This window comes from Streptomyces sp. NPDC059785 (assembly GCF_042732375.1).
In the GTDB taxonomy this organism is placed as follows: domain Bacteria; phylum Actinomycetota; class Actinomycetes; order Streptomycetales; family Streptomycetaceae; genus Streptomyces.
Window position 1 is genome coordinate 1 of record NZ_JBHWHV010000087.1, and the last position, 17500, is coordinate 17500.

13 protein-coding genes and 1 pseudogene are annotated in these 17500 nt (G+C 71.3%); 3 read left to right on the forward strand and 11 right to left on the reverse strand.

The window, feature by feature from the left end; all coding sequences use genetic code 11:
* Positions 1-43: 43 nt before the first annotated feature.
* The 3 genes from ACFV6E_RS39375 to ACFV6E_RS39385 all read right to left on the reverse strand — a co-directional run bounded on the left by ACFV6E_RS39375 (position 44) and on the right by ACFV6E_RS39385 (position 4500).
* Positions 44-235 carry an acyl-CoA carboxylase subunit epsilon gene (locus tag ACFV6E_RS39375; RefSeq protein WP_385173319.1) on the reverse strand — a complete coding sequence of 64 codons (192 nt, stop codon included), beginning with the start codon at positions 233-235 and terminating at the stop codon, positions 44-46.
* A gap of 109 nt (positions 236-344) precedes the next feature.
* Positions 345-1937: an acyl-CoA carboxylase subunit beta gene (locus ACFV6E_RS39380; RefSeq protein ID WP_385468369.1), complete on the reverse strand. Its 1593-nt coding sequence runs from the start codon at positions 1935-1937 to the stop codon at positions 345-347.
* Between the two features lie 154 nt (positions 1938-2091).
* Positions 2092-4500 carry a polysaccharide lyase 8 family protein gene (locus ACFV6E_RS39385; protein WP_385468372.1) on the reverse strand — a complete coding sequence of 803 codons (2409 nt, stop codon included), beginning with the start codon at positions 4498-4500 and terminating at the stop codon, positions 2092-2094.
* Positions 4501-4983: 483 nt separating this feature from the next.
* Here ACFV6E_RS39385 and ACFV6E_RS39390 point away from each other — a divergent pair, with 483 nt between their 5' ends.
* Positions 4984-5583, forward strand: coding sequence for a YceI family protein (locus ACFV6E_RS39390; RefSeq protein WP_385176178.1), 600 nt, complete (start codon positions 4984-4986; stop codon positions 5581-5583).
* 99 nt (positions 5584-5682) lie between these two features.
* Here ACFV6E_RS39390 and ACFV6E_RS39395 read toward each other — a convergent pair whose 3' ends face one another.
* From ACFV6E_RS39395 to ACFV6E_RS39405, 3 genes are all read right to left on the reverse strand, one after another.
* Positions 5683-7074, reverse strand: coding sequence for a hypothetical protein (locus ACFV6E_RS39395; RefSeq protein ID WP_385468375.1), 1392 nt, complete (start codon positions 7072-7074; stop codon positions 5683-5685).
* Between the two features lie 143 nt (positions 7075-7217).
* Positions 7218-10244, reverse strand: a complete 3027-nt coding sequence (locus tag ACFV6E_RS39400; RefSeq protein WP_385468378.1) for a glycoside hydrolase family 3 N-terminal domain-containing protein — start codon at positions 10242-10244, stop codon at positions 7218-7220.
* A gap of 83 nt (positions 10245-10327) precedes the next feature.
* Entirely contained in the window at positions 10328-10750 is a 423-nt protein-coding gene (locus ACFV6E_RS39405) for an ATP-binding protein (protein ID WP_385468381.1), read from the reverse strand.
* A gap of 113 nt (positions 10751-10863) precedes the next feature.
* Between ACFV6E_RS39405 and ACFV6E_RS39410 the strand changes: the two genes are divergently transcribed.
* Positions 10864-11685: a Scr1 family TA system antitoxin-like transcriptional regulator gene (locus ACFV6E_RS39410; RefSeq protein ID WP_385468384.1), complete on the forward strand. Its 822-nt coding sequence runs from the start codon at positions 10864-10866 to the stop codon at positions 11683-11685.
* Positions 11682-11879, forward strand: a complete 198-nt coding sequence (locus ACFV6E_RS39415; RefSeq protein ID WP_385176166.1) for a DUF397 domain-containing protein — start codon at positions 11682-11684, stop codon at positions 11877-11879. The genes ACFV6E_RS39410 and ACFV6E_RS39415 overlap by 4 nt, the downstream gene beginning before the upstream one ends.
* Before the next feature lie 70 nt (positions 11880-11949).
* Here ACFV6E_RS39415 and cimA read toward each other — a convergent pair whose 3' ends face one another.
* The 5 genes and pseudogenes from cimA to ACFV6E_RS39440 form a co-directional block, all read right to left on the reverse strand.
* Complete coding sequence (cimA, locus tag ACFV6E_RS39420) at positions 11950-13554, reverse strand: citramalate synthase (RefSeq protein WP_385176163.1); 1605 nt, start codon at positions 13552-13554, stop codon at positions 11950-11952.
* Positions 13555-13911: 357 nt separating this feature from the next.
* Positions 13912-14469: a TetR/AcrR family transcriptional regulator gene (locus tag ACFV6E_RS39425; protein ID WP_385176181.1), complete on the reverse strand. Its 558-nt coding sequence runs from the start codon at positions 14467-14469 to the stop codon at positions 13912-13914.
* A gap of 69 nt (positions 14470-14538) precedes the next feature.
* Positions 14539-15612 carry an agmatine/peptidylarginine deiminase gene (locus ACFV6E_RS39430; RefSeq protein ID WP_385468387.1) on the reverse strand — a complete coding sequence of 358 codons (1074 nt, stop codon included), beginning with the start codon at positions 15610-15612 and terminating at the stop codon, positions 14539-14541.
* 11 nt (positions 15613-15623) lie between these two features.
* Positions 15624-17303 (reverse strand): urease subunit alpha, encoded by a 1680-nt coding sequence (locus ACFV6E_RS39435; protein WP_385468390.1) that lies wholly within the window; start codon positions 17301-17303, stop codon positions 15624-15626.
* Positions 17300-17500: pseudogene (locus ACFV6E_RS39440) on the reverse strand (hypothetical protein); the annotation flags it as partial. The gene ACFV6E_RS39435 and the pseudogene ACFV6E_RS39440, both read right to left, overlap by 4 nt.

A 17500-nucleotide genomic window follows, 5' to 3' on the forward strand; every position in this document is an offset into this window, starting at 1 on the left:
GCCCAGAGGGGCGGCCGGGGCCTTCACGGCATACCTGTGTGGCTCAGTGCCAGCTGTGCGGGGCGCGGAAGCCGCCCTCGCGCTCCAGGCGGCGCCAGCCGGCCCTGGCGCGGCCCCGGTGGGCCGGGGCACCGGCGGGGGCGGCGGCCGCGCGGGCGAGCAGGATGGCCGTGATGGCGGCGACCTCTTCGGGCTCGGCGTGGCCCTTCTCGACGCGGATGTCAGGGGTGCTCATGGGTGTCAGTCTCCGTGGATGAGGTTTCCGCGGCGGTACCGCGGAGGATCCGCAGGGTTACCGCGAGGGGTCACTCCCGCCGGGCTGCCGCGGGAGTGTCCTCGCGGGGTCACTGCGGGGGGTTGCCGTGCTTGCGGGAGGGCAGGTCCGCGTGCTTGCTGTCCAGCATCGCGAGCGACTTGATCAGCACCTCGCGGGTCTCGGCGGGGTCGATGACGTCGTCGACCAGGCCGCGCTCCGCCGCGTAGTACGGGTGCATCAGCTCGGACTTGTACTCCTTGACCATGCGGGCCCGCATGGCGTCGGGGTCCTCGGCCTCCGCGATCTGGCGGCGGAAGATCACGTTGGCGGCGCCCTCGGCACCCATCACGGCGATCTCGTTCGTCGGCCACGCGTAGGTGAGGTCGGCCCCGATGGACTGGGAATCCATCACGATGTACGCACCTCCGTACGCCTTGCGCAGGATCAGCGAGATCCGCGGCACGGTGGCGTTGCAGTAGGCGTACAGCAGCTTGGCGCCGTGCCTGATGATCCCGCCGTGCTCCTGGTCGACGCCCGGCAGGAACCCGGGGACGTCCAGCAGGGTCACGATAGGAATGTTAAAAGCGTCACACATCTGGACAAAGCGCGCAGCTTTTTCCGACGCCTCGATGTCCAGGACGCCCGCCAGGCTCTGCGGCTGGTTGGCGACGATGCCGACGACGCGGCCGTCGAGACGGGCCAGCGCGCAGATGATGTTGCGCGCCCAGCGCTCGTGGACCTCCAGGTAGTCGCCGTCGTCGACGAGCTCCTCGATGACCTTGGCCATGTCGTAGGGGCGGTTGCCGTCCGCCGGGACCAGGTCGAGCAGGACGTCCGAGCGGCGGTCGGCCGGGTCCTCGGAGTCGACCGTCGGCGGGTTCTCCCGGTTGTTCTGCGGGAGCATCGACAGGAGGTAGCGGACCTCGGCGAGGCAGGTCTCCTCGTCGTCGTAGGCGAAGTGGCACACGCCGCTGGTCTCGGCGTGCACGTCCGCGCCGCCCAGGCCGTTCTGCGTGATCTCCTCGCCGGTCACCGCCTTGACGACGTCCGGGCCGGTGATGAACATCTGCGAGGTCTCGCGGACCATGAACACGAAGTCCGTGAGCGCCGGGCTGTAGGCCGCGCCGCCCGCGCACGGGCCGAGCATCACCGAGATCTGCGGGATGACCCCGGACGCCTTGGTGTTGCGCTGGAAGATGCCGCCGTAGCCGGCGAGCGCGGAGACGCCCTCCTGGATACGGGCGCCCGCGCCGTCGTTCAGCGACACCAGCGGCGCACCGGCCGCGATGGCCATGTCCATGATCTTGTGGATCTTGGTGGCGTGGGCCTCGCCCAGCGCGCCGCCGAAGATCCGGAAATCGTGCGCGTACACGAAGACCGTGCGGCCCTCGACCGTGCCCCAGCCGGTGATCACACCGTCCGTGTACGGCTTCTTGGCCTCCAGGCCGAAGCCGGTCGCCCGGTGCCGGCGCAGCTGCTCGACCTCCTGGAACGAGTCGGGGTCCAGGAGCAGCTCGATGCGTTCGCGCGCGGTCAGCTTGCCCTTCGCGTGCTGCGCCTGGGTCGCCTTGTCACTGGGGCCCCGCAGCGCCTCCGCGCGGATCGCGTGCAGCTCCGCCACGCGTCCGCGTGCGTCCGTGGGTTCGCCCCCGGAGGGTCCGGCCTCGTCCAAAACGGTCATGTAGTGACCTTACGAAGTCCACCGAGGAAAGCGAGCCGTCGACTCCGTACAGTCTCCGGGCCCATTTCCTGGTACCCCTGAACAGAACTCCGGCCTTATGCAGGCGATCCGACTGCTCAGGGGGCTGCCCGGTTGTGGGGACTTCACAAGAGGGTCAGGTGAGAGCCACCTCACATTCGTGGGTCGCACATGCCTTCCCCGGGGTGACGCGGAGCCGCAGCCGGCGGCCCGTGGCCCGTACCTCGACGGACGGGTCCGCTCCTACGACGCCGCGCACCGGGTGGTCCCAGAGGATGTCCAGGGGTTCGCCCGTGCGGGGCGGCTCGCTGATGTGGAGCGTAGCCGTGCGGGCGGGGCGAGGGTGGCCGGGGTGGCCGGGGTGGTCGGGACGACGGGGGCTGTGGCGGATCAGGACGCTCGCGGGCGCGGAGACGGTCAGTGCGCCCGCCGTGCCCGGCTGCCAGAAGTTCGCGGCCGTCAGGCCCAGTGAGGGGAGCCGGACCGCCTGGCGGCGGGCGTCGTTGGCGAGGACCGACAGCCAGCGGTGGTCCGCGGCCCGCGCCGCCACCTGGTGGCGGGAGGCGCCGGGCATGACCACGTACGCGTACGCGGCGTCGGACGGGTCCGTGCCGTGGTCCAGCCAGAGGGTCTGCCAGTGGCGGGTACGGCGCTCCGTCGTGCTGGTGGTGTTGATGTCCGCCCAGGCGCCGGTGCGGGACTCGCTGAGGGTGCGGAGGGGTCCGGTGCCGTCGTGGCTCGGAAAGATCCAGCCGCCGTGGCCGGGGAGGTGTGCCCAGTGGTCGGTGACGGTGAGGGGCTGGGGCTCCGTCCCCGGCTCGCCCTGCTCGCCCGGCCCGCCCAGGTTGCGGTTGTCGATCACCGTTTCGACCGGGACGCCGTCCGTGGCGGTGATGCCCGCGCCCAGGCAGATCACCGCGTCCGGCACGAAGAACCACGACTTGCGGGCCTGGAGCGTGGAGCCCAGGCCCTTCACGTGCTGGCCCACGGCCGCGTACTCGCCGTCCGTCGTGCCGCCGACCCACTGGACGTCGGGGCGTGCCGCGCCCCATTCACCGCCCTCCCGGTCGGCCAGCCGCTTGGTGGAGACGGTCGTCCCGGGCAGCCGGTACCAGTCCACCGTCGGCCAGTACCAGTCCGTGTACTGGCCCGCGTCGCCCGCCCACCACAGCAGCATCCCGGACCCCGTGTGCCAGCCGCGCGGGTTCTCGCCGTTGCCGCACTCGTAGTGGGCGATCCGCTCCGAGGCCATGCAGAGCTGCGCGGCGAAGCCGGGGCCCCGGTGCACGGCCCGGTCCATCGCGGGGAACAGGCGGTGCCCGGCGGGTTCGGGCGCGGGTTGTACGGGGGAATCCGCGATGGCGTGCAGTCTCGCCAGGTCGGCCACGCCGAACTGGGGTGCCGTCAGGACCGGCGTCGTCGTGTCGCGTTCGATCCAGCCCTTGATGCGGGCGTGCCAGCGGTCTCGTTCGGTGGTGTCGGTGGCGGCTGCCAGCAGTGCCATCGCCGCGATCAGGGCCTGGCCGTGGTAGTGGTCGCTGCGCATCACGTGCCGGTCGTCGCTCTTGAGATACCCCCTGCTGATCGCCCGGCCGTTGACTCCGTCCATCACCAGGCCGTCGTGGATCAGCGGCGCGTAGGCGTGCTCCACGCTGTCCAGGATGATCCGCTTGGCGGGGTCCGTCACCTCCCAGGAGGACTTCGCGAGCAGTGCGAAGAGTCGGCCCAGGCCGTCCAGCATGACCTGACCGTACGTGCCCGAGTAGGCGACCCAGGTGTGCTGCACGAACGAGCCGTCCGCGTAGAGACCGTCTCCCGTCGTCACGTACGGGAAGACCGGGGAGAGTGCGTCCCTGGCGAGGGTGATCTTCTCGGGGGTGTGGCCGAGGATGCCGCGCAGCGCGACGGAGCGGCACAGGTCCACTCGGTTGGCGCCGGTCGAGGTGCCCGAGTAGTCGCGGAGCATGTCGTCGGGGACGAAGTGGTCCACCGCGGCGCAGGCGGCTGTCAGTTGGCCGTCCGTCAGCCGGGGGCGGAGGGTGGCGGTGATGTCCATGAGGAGGCGGGGGGTGCCGATCTGCCACTCCCACCAGTTGCCGTAGCGGGTGGTCGAGGGGTTGTAGACCGTCGTGGAGAGGTGGTCGAGGCCTCGGACGATGTCGGCGAGGAGTTCTTCGTCGGCTGTGGCGCCCGTGCCCTGTTGTGCGTACGCCTGCGTCATCGTCCAGAGGCGGCTGTAGCTCTGGGTGATGCCCGCCGGGGGGTCGTAGGGGTGGTCGGGCCAGAGCGACGTCGTGGTGGGGGCCATCGTGGCGGCGAAGCCGCGGGCCAGGTCGCCGGTTTCGCGGAGTCTGGTGGCGTACGGCTCGGTGAGCGGGTCGTAGCCGGTGCCCAGGGCGATGTCCAGCCAGCGGGTGCGGAGGGTTTCGTACTCGTCGTCGTCCGCCGGGGTTGCGTGGGCGGTGGGTGCTGTGGCCAGTGGGGCGACGGTGGCCGTCAGTACGGCCGCCAGCAGGAAGGTGCGGCGGGTGGGGGTCATGTTCATGGCGTTTACCACCTCGGCTTCGGTACGGGAACCGTGCGTCGGCCGGCCGGTGGGGGTTCGCGGCGCACGGTCGGGCGCGCGGTCGCGGGTCGGGGCCGCGGTCGCGGGTCGGGGCCGCGGTCGCGGGTCGGGGCCGTGCCGGTACATCCGCCCGTCGCTCCCGTGGTCGCCCAGGGGATTCGAAGGGTTCCGGGGTGTCCGACCACGGGATCGACGGGCATTTGATGTACCGGCACGGCCCCTTCCGCCGCATGGCGGCTGCGGACCGGGGGCGGAGCGGAGGGGGCGGGCCGCGCACCGGCGATGTCGGTGGTTCGGCTCTGGGGCGGCTGGAACGTGGTGGGGGCGGGAGACGTGTCGCCGATGATGTTGAAAAGCGAACGGAATAGGTCTACGGTCGGTGCTGTTCTCCTCGTTGAATCTTCAACGAACTCGTAGCGCGGCTTCTGGACGAAACCGCGAACCGTCCTCAAGGAGCACGACATGAGCATCTTCGGCCGCAAGGACAGCACCGAGACCGTCACGGCCCCCGCCGCCGATCTCGCCGCCCTGACCGGTGACTACACGATCGACCCGGCGCATTCGACGTTCGGTTTCGTCGCCCGCCACGCGATGGTCACGAACGTCAAGGGCAGCTTCAAGGAGTTCGAGGGCAACCTGCACCTCGACGGCAGCGATCCGGCCAAATCCACCGTCGCCATCGACGTGCGGATGGACAGCATCGACACGGGCTCGGCCGATCGTGACGGTCACCTGAAGAGTGCCGACTTCTTCAAGACCGACGAGCACCCGACGATGTCCTTCCGCGCGACCTCGATCGAGGCGCTGGGCGGCGACGACTACCGGGTCACCGGCGATCTGTCGATCATGGGCACCACCAAGCCGCTCGCCATCGATCTCGAGTTCAACGGCGCCGCGAAGGACCCGTTCGGCAACGAGCGCGTCGGCTTCGAGGGCAAGTCTGAGCTGCTGCGTTCCGAGTGGGGACTCACCTGGAACGCGGCCCTGGAGACCGGCGGCGTCCTCGTCTCCGACAAGATCAAGCTGAACTTCGACATCTCGGCGATCAAGAAGGCCGACTGAGGGTCACCCCTCTCCCCATACGCGCCCGCCCTCGTTACTCCCCCGTATATCGGAGGGCGGGCGCTTCACCCCTCGGGGACTCGGGCACTCCGGGAAGTCTCAGAAGTTTCCCCCTCCTCCGCCGAAGTCGCCGCCTCCGCCGAAATCGCCTCCCCCGCCGTCCCCGAAGCCGCCGTCCCCGAAGCCGCCGCCGAAGTCGTCCGGGTCGAAGTCCGTGCCCGAGACGTCGCCGCCCTGGTAGTCGGCGCCGCCGAAGTCGCCGTAGCCGGAGCCGTAGTCGGCCGCGTAGGACGGTGTGGCCATCATGCCGCCGAGCACGGTACCGACGAGGAGGCCGGGCAGGATGCCGCCGCCGAAGTAGCCGCCGGCCCAGGGGCCGTAAGCGGGTCCGGCCTCCCAGTACGGGCGGCGGCCGTAGCCGGTGTCGACCTCGCGGACGGCCGGGTCGGCGCCGTCGGCGAGGCGGGCCCGGTCCGCCGCGCACACCGGGACCTCGCGGGGTGCGCCGCCGGCCGGGGCCCAGGTCGCGTCGGCGACGGACGGTCCGTGGCGCGGATCGAAGAAGCAGGGGGCGCGGCGTTCGGGGATCGGGGCGTGCCGGCGGCGCGCGTCCAGGACGGCCAGGGAGTAGCGGCCCTCCTCCAGGGACTCGGTCACCTTCCGTACGTCCTCCGGGCGCTGCGCGACCGCCATGCACGCCTTCGCCTGTTCGTAGGAGTCGAGGGCGCGCTCGTAGTCCGCGCGCATCGTGTCGTCCGCGCCCTTCTCGGCGGGGTGGAAGTCGAGCCGGTCGAGCTCCTCGCCGTAGGCGGTGATGTCCTCGTCGACGACCGTCCGGAGCCGGTCGAGGGCCTGGCGCCGCTCCTCGCGCTGCCTGCGGCGGCTGCGCCTGACCAGGGCGTACGCGCCCGCGCCGCCGGCCACGACCACCGCGCCGATCGTGATGAGCGCGCCGGTCGGGGCGCCGCCGCCCGCGCCGGAGCCCCAGCTCTCGGGGGCCGAGCCGCCCATGTTGGCCAGCGCCCGGTCGGTGAAGTCGTCGAGCTGGGTCCTGGCGTCGTCCTCGCCCTGTACGCCGCTGACGAGGTTCCGTACCGCCGTGCGCGACATGACGGAACCGTCCGCGCGGGCGTCGAACGCGTCGCCGAGCCTGATCCCGTACAGGCCGGTGACGCCGGTGGCGGCGCGCAGTTCGGTGAAGAGGTTCGCCTTGGGGAAGTCCGCGGGCAGTACGGCCACGAAGACGGGCTTGTCGGCCTTCTCGATCCTGGCCGCCAGCGCCTCGGCCTCCGTCGCGGGCAGTTGCCGGGAAGCGGCCGGGTCGACGTAGACCGGGCTCTTGCGAAGTGCTGCGGCGACCGCCGGGACGTCGGTCGCCGAAGCGCTCCAGGAGGAACCGGGCGGCGCGATCAGTACGGTCACCGCGGTCAGTGCCGCCAGGGTCAGCGCGATCAGCAGCCCGGGGAGGCCCCGGGGCGGTGCGGCCTTCATGCCTTCGAAGCTACCGGAAGACGAACAAAGTCACAGAAAATGGGCAACGCGGCTGGTGGTGACCTCGGGCGGGCCGACGGACGACCTCGGGCGGGCCGACGGACGGAGGCCATCCGCCCCGCCGTCGGCCCGCCCTCGGCCTGTCACGCCGCCCGGTACGCCTCCGTCAGCCGCGCCACCGCGTCCCCGTACCGCCCGGTGAGCAGCAGGTGATCGGCCTCGGCGAACGGCTTGGCGGTCGCCTGGGTGATACCGGAGCTCATCCGCTGCTGGACCAGCAGGCGTGCCCGGTTCACCGCGGCGCGTCCTGCCGCGTCGGAGCCGGTCCGCTGGGCGGCCTTGGCCACCAGGGCGAGCGCCTTCAGGGTCGACGTGCCGCCCTGCGGGGCCCTGCCGAGCGTGGTGAGGCCCCAGCCGTACGGGAACTGCGGGTCGTAGGCCTTGTCGCCGACGTTGATCGGAAGCTGGGACTCCGACTTCGGCCAGGTGACGGGGAGTTGTCCGGTGAAGGCCCGCCTGCCGTACAGCACGTCGGCGACACCGTCGCCCTCCGTGCCCGGCAGCCAGGAGGCGACCAGGGAGTCGATCTCGCCCAGGCGGTCGCCGATCAGTTGCGGGCGGCCGGAGACCACCAGCACCGCGCACTTCATGGCGCCGCACACCTTGTCGACGGCGGCCTTGTCGGCGGCGGTCAGCTCCAGGTCGTTGCCGTTGCCGACGTCGCCGACGCCCTCGGCGTACGGGGTCTCACCGACGACGACCACGCCCACGTCATAGCCGTCGGTCGGGGCCGAGGCATTCGAGGAGTAGGCGATCTCCGCGTCAGGAGCGGCCTTTCTCATTCCCTCCAGGATCGTGGTGCCTTCGGTGATGTCGCCCGACGCGCCCTGCCAGGTGATGGTCCAGCCGCCGGTCTGGTTGCCGAGGTCGTCGGCGTTCGAGCCGGCCACGTACACCTTCTGGGACTTCTTCAGGGGCAGTACGCCGCCCGCGTTCTTCAGCAGGACCTGGGACTCGGCCGCCGCCTGGCGGGCGACGGCCCGGTGTGCGGACGAACCGATCGCGGACGCGCCGCTGGTGTCCGCGTACGGCTTCTCGAAGAGGCCCAGTTTGAATTTTTGAGTGAGGATGCGGGAGACCGCGTCGTCGATGCGCCGCTCGCTGATCCTGCCCGCTTTCACCTCGTCGGCGAGTGTGGTGCTGAACTCCTTGTACGTGTACGGGACCATCATCATGTCCAGGCCCGCGTTGACCGAGGTGCGGACGTGGGAGGCGTAGTCGCCGGGGAGCTGGTCGATGGCGTTCCAGTCGCTGATGACGAAGCCGTCGAAGCCCATGCGGTCCTTGAGCACGCCGTTGATCATCTCGGCGTCGGCGTGCATCTTCACCGGGTCCTTGCCGTCGCCGATGATGTCGAGGGACGAATACGACGGCATGACCGTGCCTACGCCGCGGTCCACGGCGGTCTCGAAGGGTGCCAGGTGCACCGCTTCGAGTTCCTGCCGGGTGACCTTGGTGACGCCCTGGTCGACCGTGTACGAGCCGGTGGTGGAGGAGCCGTACTCGGTGCCACCGTCGCCGACGTAGTGCTTGGCGGTGGCGAGCACCTTGCCGGCGTCCTTCAGGTCGCGGCCGTCGCGGGCGCCCTGGAAGCCCTGGATCACCGTCTCCATGGACTCGACCAGGGCCGGGTCCTCGCCGAAGGACTCGTACGAACGGCCCCAGCGCTCGTCGCGGGTGACGCACAGGCAGGGCGCGAAGTCCCACGGGACGCCGGTGGCGCGCACCTCGGCGGCGGTGACCGCGCCGGTCCGCTCGGCGAGCTCCGGGTCGCGGGTGGCGCCGACGCCGATGTTGTGCGGCATGATCGTCGCGCCGACCACGTTGTTGTGGCCGTGCACCGCGTCCACGCCGTAGATCAGCGGGATCTGGTAGCGGGTGGCCTGCGCGCGGAGCTGGAAGCCGTCGATCGTCCTCGCCCACGCCTCGGGGGTGTTCGGGGTCGGGACCGAGCCGCCGCCGGAGAGCACGGAGCCGAGGTCGTAGGCGGCGACGTCGCCCTGGGCGGTGAGCGCGCCGCGCTCGGCCTGGGTCATCTGCCCGGCCTTCTCCGTCAGGGACATCCGGGACAGCAGGTCGGCGACGCGCTTGTGCACCGGCAGCTTCGCGTTCAGGTACGGCAGTCCGTGGGCGTCGATGACGACCTGCGGGGTCTCCGCCGGCGCCTTGGCCCCGGTGACGGACAGCTTCAGCGGTACGGTCTCGGCGGTTTCGGACGACCGGTCCTTGAGCGTGGGCACCTCGACGGTCCGTGAGGTGCCGGACGCGGTGCCCGCCGGGAAGGTGATCTCGCCCTTGACCGGCGTGTAGTCCTTGCCGGACGACGCGCTGCCGGAGGCCGTCCCGTAGGCGACGGTGACCGGCTCGTCGACGGGGACGGCGCCCGTCGTGGCGACGGTGATCCTGACGCGGGCGGTGGAGCCCTCCTTCACCGGATACACGGCGGAGTCCGTCACGACGCTCGCCCGCAGCGACTGGACGGCCTTGCCGTACAGCTCCACGCCGTCCATGGCGAAGCTGCCCGCGCCGCCGGTCGGCAGGGTCACCGCGTAGCCCCACGCCTCCGTGAGACCGAGGACCTGGTCGATGCCGCCGACGGGCTGGTAGTCCGTGCGATAGGTGAAGTCGGTGAACGGGAGCTCGATCTGTTTCCAGCCGGTGAAGTCGTCGGTGAAGGAGGTCGTCCACAGCTCGGACGCCTCGCCGTTGGCGCCGCCGTCCTTGATCTCGAAGTTGATCTTCTTCGAGTTGTTCTGTCCGTCCCACCAGAAGCGGATGCCCGCGTGGGCGGACCAGTCGTGGGCGGGTTCGGCGGCGGCGAAGTCGTGGGTGAAGCCGCCGTAGCCGCTGATGTCGTAGGTTCCGGCGAGCACCTTGCCGCCCTCGGGGGCGTCAGCGCGCTCGTCGAGCCGCAGGGCGGGCGGGTCGTCGGCGTCGCCGCCCCAGGTGAACAGGCCCTCGGCGGGCTGGCCGGCGAACGGCACCTCGCCCTCGAAGCGGTCCACGGGAACGGGGGCGGGGTCGTCGGCAGCGGTCGCCTGCGCGGAGGCGGCCAGGGGAAGCAGTCCGGTCAAGAGGGTGGCACAGGCGAGCAGGGCGGTTCTTCGCATGGAACGTCCCTCGACTCTCGTAGTCCTCTTACGACTTAAGTCAGGGCGTGAGTCAACTGGCGCCCCGGGAGACCGTCAAGGCCTCACGCCGGAACCGGCCCGTCGACGACCCTGAACGCGCACCACACGACTTTGCCCGGGTCCCGCACCCGTACGCCCCAGTCGTCGGCGAGGGCCCGGACCAGGTGAAGTCCGCGCCCTCCCAGCGCATCCGGCCCCGGCTCGGACTCCCGGACCGCACCGCCGCCGCTGTCGCGCACCTCCACCTCCAGGACCCCGTCGGCGGCGAGCGCGAGACCGAGGTCGAAGCAACGGCCCGGCGGTACGCCGTGGAGCACGGCGTTGGTCGCCAGTTCGCTCACGCAGAGGATGATGTCGTCGCCGCGCCGGGTGATCCGCCAGTCGGTGAGGGTGCTGCGGGTGAGGTCTCGGGCCATGCCCACGGACCTGCGGTCGCGGGGGTAGCGGGCGGTGCGGGCGCGGAAGAGTTGGGTTCGGGTTTGCACGGGGCCGACTGTCACAGGGAGTTGCTACTGTGAAGCAGTGAGTGAGGCCGTAGCGCTGATTCCTACGCTCTCGCTACGAGGACTTCGCACGCGCACGGGGGAAAGGGACAGCCATGCACACGGCCAAGAAGACCAGGAAGGCCACTTCGTGGCGTGCGGTGGGGGCACTGCTGGCGCTCTGCCGCAAGAAGGCACGGTTCACTCAGGAGCAACTCGCCGGACAGGCCAGCCTCAGCGTCGACACGGTGGCGTCGATCGAGCAGGGGCGGCTGGCGCTGCAACCGGATCGCGCGGAGCAGTTCGACGATCTGCTGGACACCGGTGGGCTGTTGGCCGTGCTGGTGGCCAATCTGCCGGTCCGGGAAAAGGTGGTGCAGTTCGCACAGGGGCTGGTGGAGCACGAGCAGGAGGCGGTGAGCTTCCTGTCGTACGAGACGCAGATGGTGCCGGGGCTGTTGCAGACCGCGGAGTACTGCCGGGCCGCGTTCGACTCCCGCTATCCCTCGCTCGGCAGCAGCACGGCCGAGCAATGGATTGACGCCCGCATGGAACGGCAATTGGTCTGGCAGCGAGAAGTGCCTCCCGTGGGCCACTTCGTGCTGGAAGAGAGCATTTTGCAACGTCGGGTCGGCGGTCCGGAAGTAATGCGGGAACAATTCCGCCGAATCCTGGAATACACCGAGCCGGCGCACATGGGCTTCCAGATCATGCCATCGGACCGCATGCCCCACGCGGGACTCGCGGGCCCCATGACGCTACTGGAAACGCCCGACCATGACCGCCTCGTCTACCTGGAAGTTCAGCGTGCCAGTTTCCTCGTGGACGACCCGGACGAAGTCTGCGACTACCACCACAGGTATGCGATGCTGCGATCCCAAGCCCTCTCGCCCGACGAGAGCGTGCGCCACTTGCACGTACTGCTAGGAGACCGATGAGCACCGTACTTGAGTGGTTCAAGTCCAGCTACAGCAGCAATGAGGGCGGCAACTGCATAGAGGTCGCCACCGCCCCCTCCGCCATTCACGTCCGCGACTCCAAGAACGCCCCTGCCGACGGGCCCGTTCTCCGTATCGCCCCCACCGCGTGGACCGCGTTCCTCGGTCTCACGCGGGAGGGCGGGAACCTGTAGGCCAGGGGCGGGCGGGGCTCCCGCCCCGCCTCGCCGTCCGCTGAGCCGGATCCGCCCGGCCGAGCCGGACCTACTCCGCCGGTTCCACCCCGGCCCGCAGCAGTCCGTACGTGTACGCGTCCTCCAGGGCCCCCCACGACGCCGCGATGACGTTCTCGGCGACCCCCACCGTCGCCCACTCCCCCGCCCCGTCAGAGGTCGAGATCAGCACCCGGGTCGTGGACGACGTACCGTGCTTGCCTTCCAGGATCCGCACCTTGTAGTCGACCAGCTCCAGCTTGGCGAGCTGGGGGTAGATCTTCTCCAGGGCGACACGCAGGGCCCGGTCCAGGGCGTTGACCGGCCCGTTCCCCTCCGCGGTGGCGACGATCCGCTCCCCCTTGGCGAAGAGCTTCACGGTCGCCTCGTTGGCGTGGGTCCCGTCCGGGCGGTCCTCGACGATCGCGCGCCAGGACTCGACCTGGAAGTACGAGCGGGGGCCGCCCTCGGCCTCCGCGCGCAGCAGCAGCTCGAAGCTCGCGTCCGCCGCTTCGTACGTGTAGCCCTTGAGCTCGCGCTCCTTGACGCGCTCGACGACCCGGCCGACCAGCTCGCGGTCGCCGCCGAGGTCGATGCCGAGCTCCTTGCCCTTGAGCTCGATGGAGGCGCGGCCCGCCATGTCGGAGACCAGCATCCGCATGGTGTTGCCGACCTCTTCGGGCTCGATGTGCTGGTAGAGCGCCGGGTCGACCTTGATGGCGGAGGCGTGCAGGCCGCCCTTGTGGGCGAAGGCCGAGACGCCGACGTAGGGCTGGTGGGTGGCGGGGGTGAGATTCACGACCTCGGCGATGGCGTGGGAGATACGCGTCATCTCGCGCAGCGCGCCGTCGGGCAGCACCTTCTTGCCGTACTTCAGCTCCAGGGCGGCGACCACCGGGAAGAGGTTGGAGTTGCCGACCCGCTCGCCGTAGCCGTTCGCCGTGCACTGCACGTGGGTCGCGCCGGCGTCGACGGCGGCCAGGGTGTTGGCGACCGCGCAGCCGGTGTCGTCCTGGGCGTGGATGCCGAGCCTGGCGCCGGTGTCGGCCAGGACGGTGGAGACGACCGCCTGGACCTGGGCGGGAAGCATGCCGCCGTTGGTGTCGCACAGGACGACGACGTCGGCGCCCGCCTCCGCGGCGGCCCGTACGACCGCCTTCGCGTACGCGGGGTTCGCGCGGTAGCCGTCGAAGAAGTGCTCGCAGTCGACGAACACCCGGCGGCCCTGGGCGCGCAGGTGGGCGACGGTGTCGCGGACCATCTCCAGGTTCTCGTCCAGGGTGGTGCGCAAAGCCAGCTCGACGTGCCGGTCGTGGGACTTGGCGACCAGGGTGATCACTGGGGCGCCGGAGTCGAGCAGCGCCTTGACCTGGGGGTCCTCGGCCGCCTTACCGTTCGCCCGGCGGGTGGAGCCGAACGCGACTAGCTGGGCGTGCTTGAAGTCGATCTCCTGCTGGGCGCGGGCGAAGAACTCGGTGTCCCGCGGGTTGGCGCCGGGCCAGCCGCCCTCGATGAAGCCCACGCCGAAGTCGTCCAGGTGCCGTGCGATGGCCAGCTTGTCCGCGACCGTGAGGTTGATGCCCTCGCGCTGCGCGCCGTCGCGCAGCGTCGTGTCGAAGACGTGGAACGAATCGTCGAGCTCGCTGGTTTCCGTCATGGTCTCTGGCTCCTGATGTCGGATCTCGGTCTACCGGAATGACCGGTTCCACCGTCCCCCATGATCCCTCGCGCTCCTCTCCCGGCTTGTGGTGGGCCAGGAAAACGAAAAACCCCTCGCGGGTGCGAGAGGTCTGCGCGCGGGTCGAGGACGACGGTGTCCGCCCGTACGTGGTCGTACGGGGCGGTCACTGCGGACCGGCGCGCCTGCTGCCAATAATCATGGCGAACGAGAGCACGGGGGCAGTCTGGCACAGCACCGCCCCCGGCTCACCGCCGTCTCAGCATACGAACAGAATGTCCGGAACCGACGGCCGCTTCCGGACACCCGGTCCTGGCCTCCGCCCCGGGCCGCACTTCAGGCGTCCGGGCGCGCCCCGCGCGGCAGCGCCTCGTCCAGGAACTCCCCCACGTGCGACAGGACCCGGTCGCGGTCCGTGCCGCGCAGGCCGATGGCGACGTGGATGGCGAAACCGTCGAGCAGGGCGCGCAGCCGGGTGGCGAAGCGGTCGGCGTCGACGGCCCGGAACTCGCCGCGGGAGACGCCCTCGGCGAGCAGGGCCACCAGGTCGCGGTGCCAGGCGCCCTCGATGGCGGCCTGCCGGTCGCGGGCGTCGTCGGCGGCGTTCTGCGAGCGGTTCCACACCTCCAGCCACAGCGTCCAGTGCGGGTCGCGGTGGCCGTCGGGCACGTACAGGTCGACGTAGGCGTCCAGGCGCTCGCGGGCGGTCCCGGGCGCGGCGAGCAGCCGGCCGCGTTCGGCGCCGAGCCGGCTCTCGCTCCACTCCAGGGTGCGCAGCAGCAGCTCGTCCTTGGAGCGGAAGTAGTAGAGGAGGTGGCCGCTGCTCATGCCGACCGCGCGGCCGAGCGCGGCCATGGTCAGCTTCTCCAGACCGCGCTCGGCGATCATGTCCATGGCCGCGGCGAGCACGTCCTCGCGCGGCGGCGCGTTCCTCCGCACACCGGCCACTGCTTGCCCCCGCTCTCAGATCCTCGGCTGCTGCTGCGTGATGCAGTGGATGCCGCCACCGCCCGCGAAGATCGTACGTGCGTCGACCAGCGTGACCGTGCGCTCCGGGAACAGCCGGCGGAAGACTCCGGCCGCTTCCTCGTCGCGCGGGTCGCCGAAGCCGCAGAGCACGACGCCCCCGTTGCAGAGGTAGTGGTTGATGTACGAGTAGTCGGCCCAGCGTCCGTCGGCCTCCAGGACCGTCGGGGCGGGCACCTCGACGACCTCCAGACGGCGGCCCCGCGCGTCGGTCGCCGCCCGCAGCAGGCCGATGACCTCCCGCGTCACCTCGTGGTCGGGGTGCGCCGGGTCCGGCTGGTGGTGGGCGACGACCACGCCCGGGCGGGCGAAGGCGGCGACGATGTCGACGTGCCCCGAGGTCCCGAAGCCGTCGGGGGCTCCCCCGCGCCGCTCGGCCGGCGGCGGCGGGTAGTCGCCGGTCAGGCCGCGCGGCAGCCAGATCGCTTTCCGGGTGCCGAGCTGGGCGTTGGTCTCCGCCTCCACCTGCTCGCGGGACCAGCCCGGGTTGCGCTCCGGGCCGAGCTGGACCGTCTCCGTGAGCAGGACGGTCCCCTCGCCGTCGACGTGGATCGCCCCGCCCTCGTTGACGAGCCGCGAGGCGTACGTCCGCGCCCCCGCCAGCTCGCCGACCTGTCCGGCGATCTTCGCGTCGTGCTCCCAGCGGGCCCACGGCTGGGCGCCCCAGCCGTTGAACGTCCAGTCGACGGCGCCCAGTTCGCGCCCGTTGGTGAGGAAGGTGGGGCCGATGTCCCGCATCCACGCGTCGTCGAGGTCGCGCTCGACGGTCTCGATGCCGGGGCCGAGCAGGGCGGCCGCCCCGGCGGCCTGCCCGGGGCCGCAGACGACGGTGACCGGTTCGAAGCGGCGGACCGCGCGGGCCACCGAGGCCCAGGCCCGCCGCGCCGCGGCCAGGTCGCCGGGGTCCTCGAAGGTCGGGTTGGGGCCCGGCCACGCCATCCAGGTGCGGTCGTGCGGGGCCCACTCGGCGGGCATCCAAAAGCCGTCGGCGGAAGCGGTGACAGCGGTCATGACCTGCTCTTTCACAGGAAGTAGAGGCGGTTCAGGGAGACCGCGCCGGCCGGGGCGGAGCGGACCGGCTCGCCGTCGAGGGTGACCAGGCCCGTGCGCTGGTCGACGTCGACGGCCCCGGTACGACAGTTCAGCCGCAGGTCGGCCGGGCCGATGCCGCGGGTGCCGCGGACCGCGACCCGGCGGCGCCGGGTGGGCATCCGGTCGTTGCCCTGGTCGAGGGCGGCGCGGGCCACGAACGCCACCGACAGCTCGGCGGCCGTCGCCCCGTACGCCCCGAACTGCGGTCCGAGGACGAGCGGTTCGCAGGTGTCGGTCGCGGCGTTCGGGTCGCCCACGACGCCGTACGCGGGGAAGCCGGACTTGAGCACGAGCTGCGGTTTCGCGCCGAAGTACGCGGGGCGCCACAGCACGATGTCGGCGAGCTTGCCGGGCTCGATCGAGCCGACCTCGTGGGCGAGGCCGTGGGCGATGGCCGGGTTGATCGTCAGCTTGGCGATGTACCGCAGGACACGCTCGTTGTCGTGGTCCCCGTCCGCGCCGAACTCGGCCTTCATCTTCCCGGCCATCGCGAAGGTCCGCCGTACGGTCTCGCCCGCGCGGCCCATGCCCTGCGCGTCCGAGGAGGTGATGCCGATCGCGCCCAGGTCGTGCAGGACGTCCTCGGCGCCCATCGTCCCGGCGCGGATGCGGTCGCGGGCCATGGCCGCGTCGCCCGGCAGGTCGGTCTTCAGGTCGTGGACGGAGACGATCATGCCGTAGTGCTCGGCGACCGCGTCCCGGCCGAAGGGGAGGGTCGGGTTGGTGGAGGAGCCGATGACGTTCGGGACGCCCGCCATCTTCAGTACGTTCGGGACGTGGCCGCCGCCGCAGCCCTCGATGTGGAAGGCGTGGATCGTGCGGCCTTCGAGAACCCGCAGGGTGTCCTCCACCGACAGGCACTCGTTCAGGCCGTCGCTGTGCAGGGCCACCTGGACGTCGTGCTCCTCCGCCACCCGCAGCGCCGTGTCGAGGGCGCGGGTGTGGGCGCCCATGTCCTCGTGCACCTTGAAGCCGCAGGCGCCGCCCTCCGCGAGCGCCTCCACGAGCGGCGCGCCGTCGGACGACGAGCCCCGGCCCAGGAAGCCGATGTTGACCGGCCAGGCGTCGAAGGCGGCGAACGCGTGCCGCAGCGCCCACGGCGAGTTGACGCCGACGCCCCAGACCGGCCCGAACTCCTGGCCGATGACCGTGGTCACCCCGGAGGCGAGCGACGCCTCCATGATGCGCGGCGACAGCAGGTGGACGTGGGTGTCGACGGCGCCGGCGGTGGCGATCAGGCCCTCGCCGGAGACGATCGTCGTGCCCGTGCCGACCACGACGTCGACCCCGTCGAGGGTGTCCGGGTTCCCCGCCCGCCCGATGGCGTGGATCCGCCCCTCCCGGATACCGATGGAGACCTTGCGGATGCCCTGCGCCGCGTCGATCACGACGACGTTGCTGATCACGATGTCGCAGGTGTCCCGGACGGCGGCGGCCTTGAGGTGCAGCCCGTCGCGGGCGGTCTTGCCGAACCCGGCCAGGAACTCGTCGCCGTACCGCTGCGCGTCGGACTCGACCCGGATCACCAGCCCGGAGTCCCCGAGCCGGATCCGGTCACCGGCCCGGGGACCGTGCGTGGCGGCGTAGGCGTGGGGGTCGATCACGGTCATCGGCCGGCTCCTTCGGCCGCCTCGGATCCGCCGGACGCCTCGAGCACACCGGCCGCCCCGGATCCACCGGACGCCTCGAGCACACCGGCCGCCCCGGATCCACCGGACGCCTCGAGCACACCGGCCGCCCCGGATCCACCGGACGCCTCGAGCACACCGGCCGCCCCGGATCCACCGGACGCCTCGAGCACACCGGC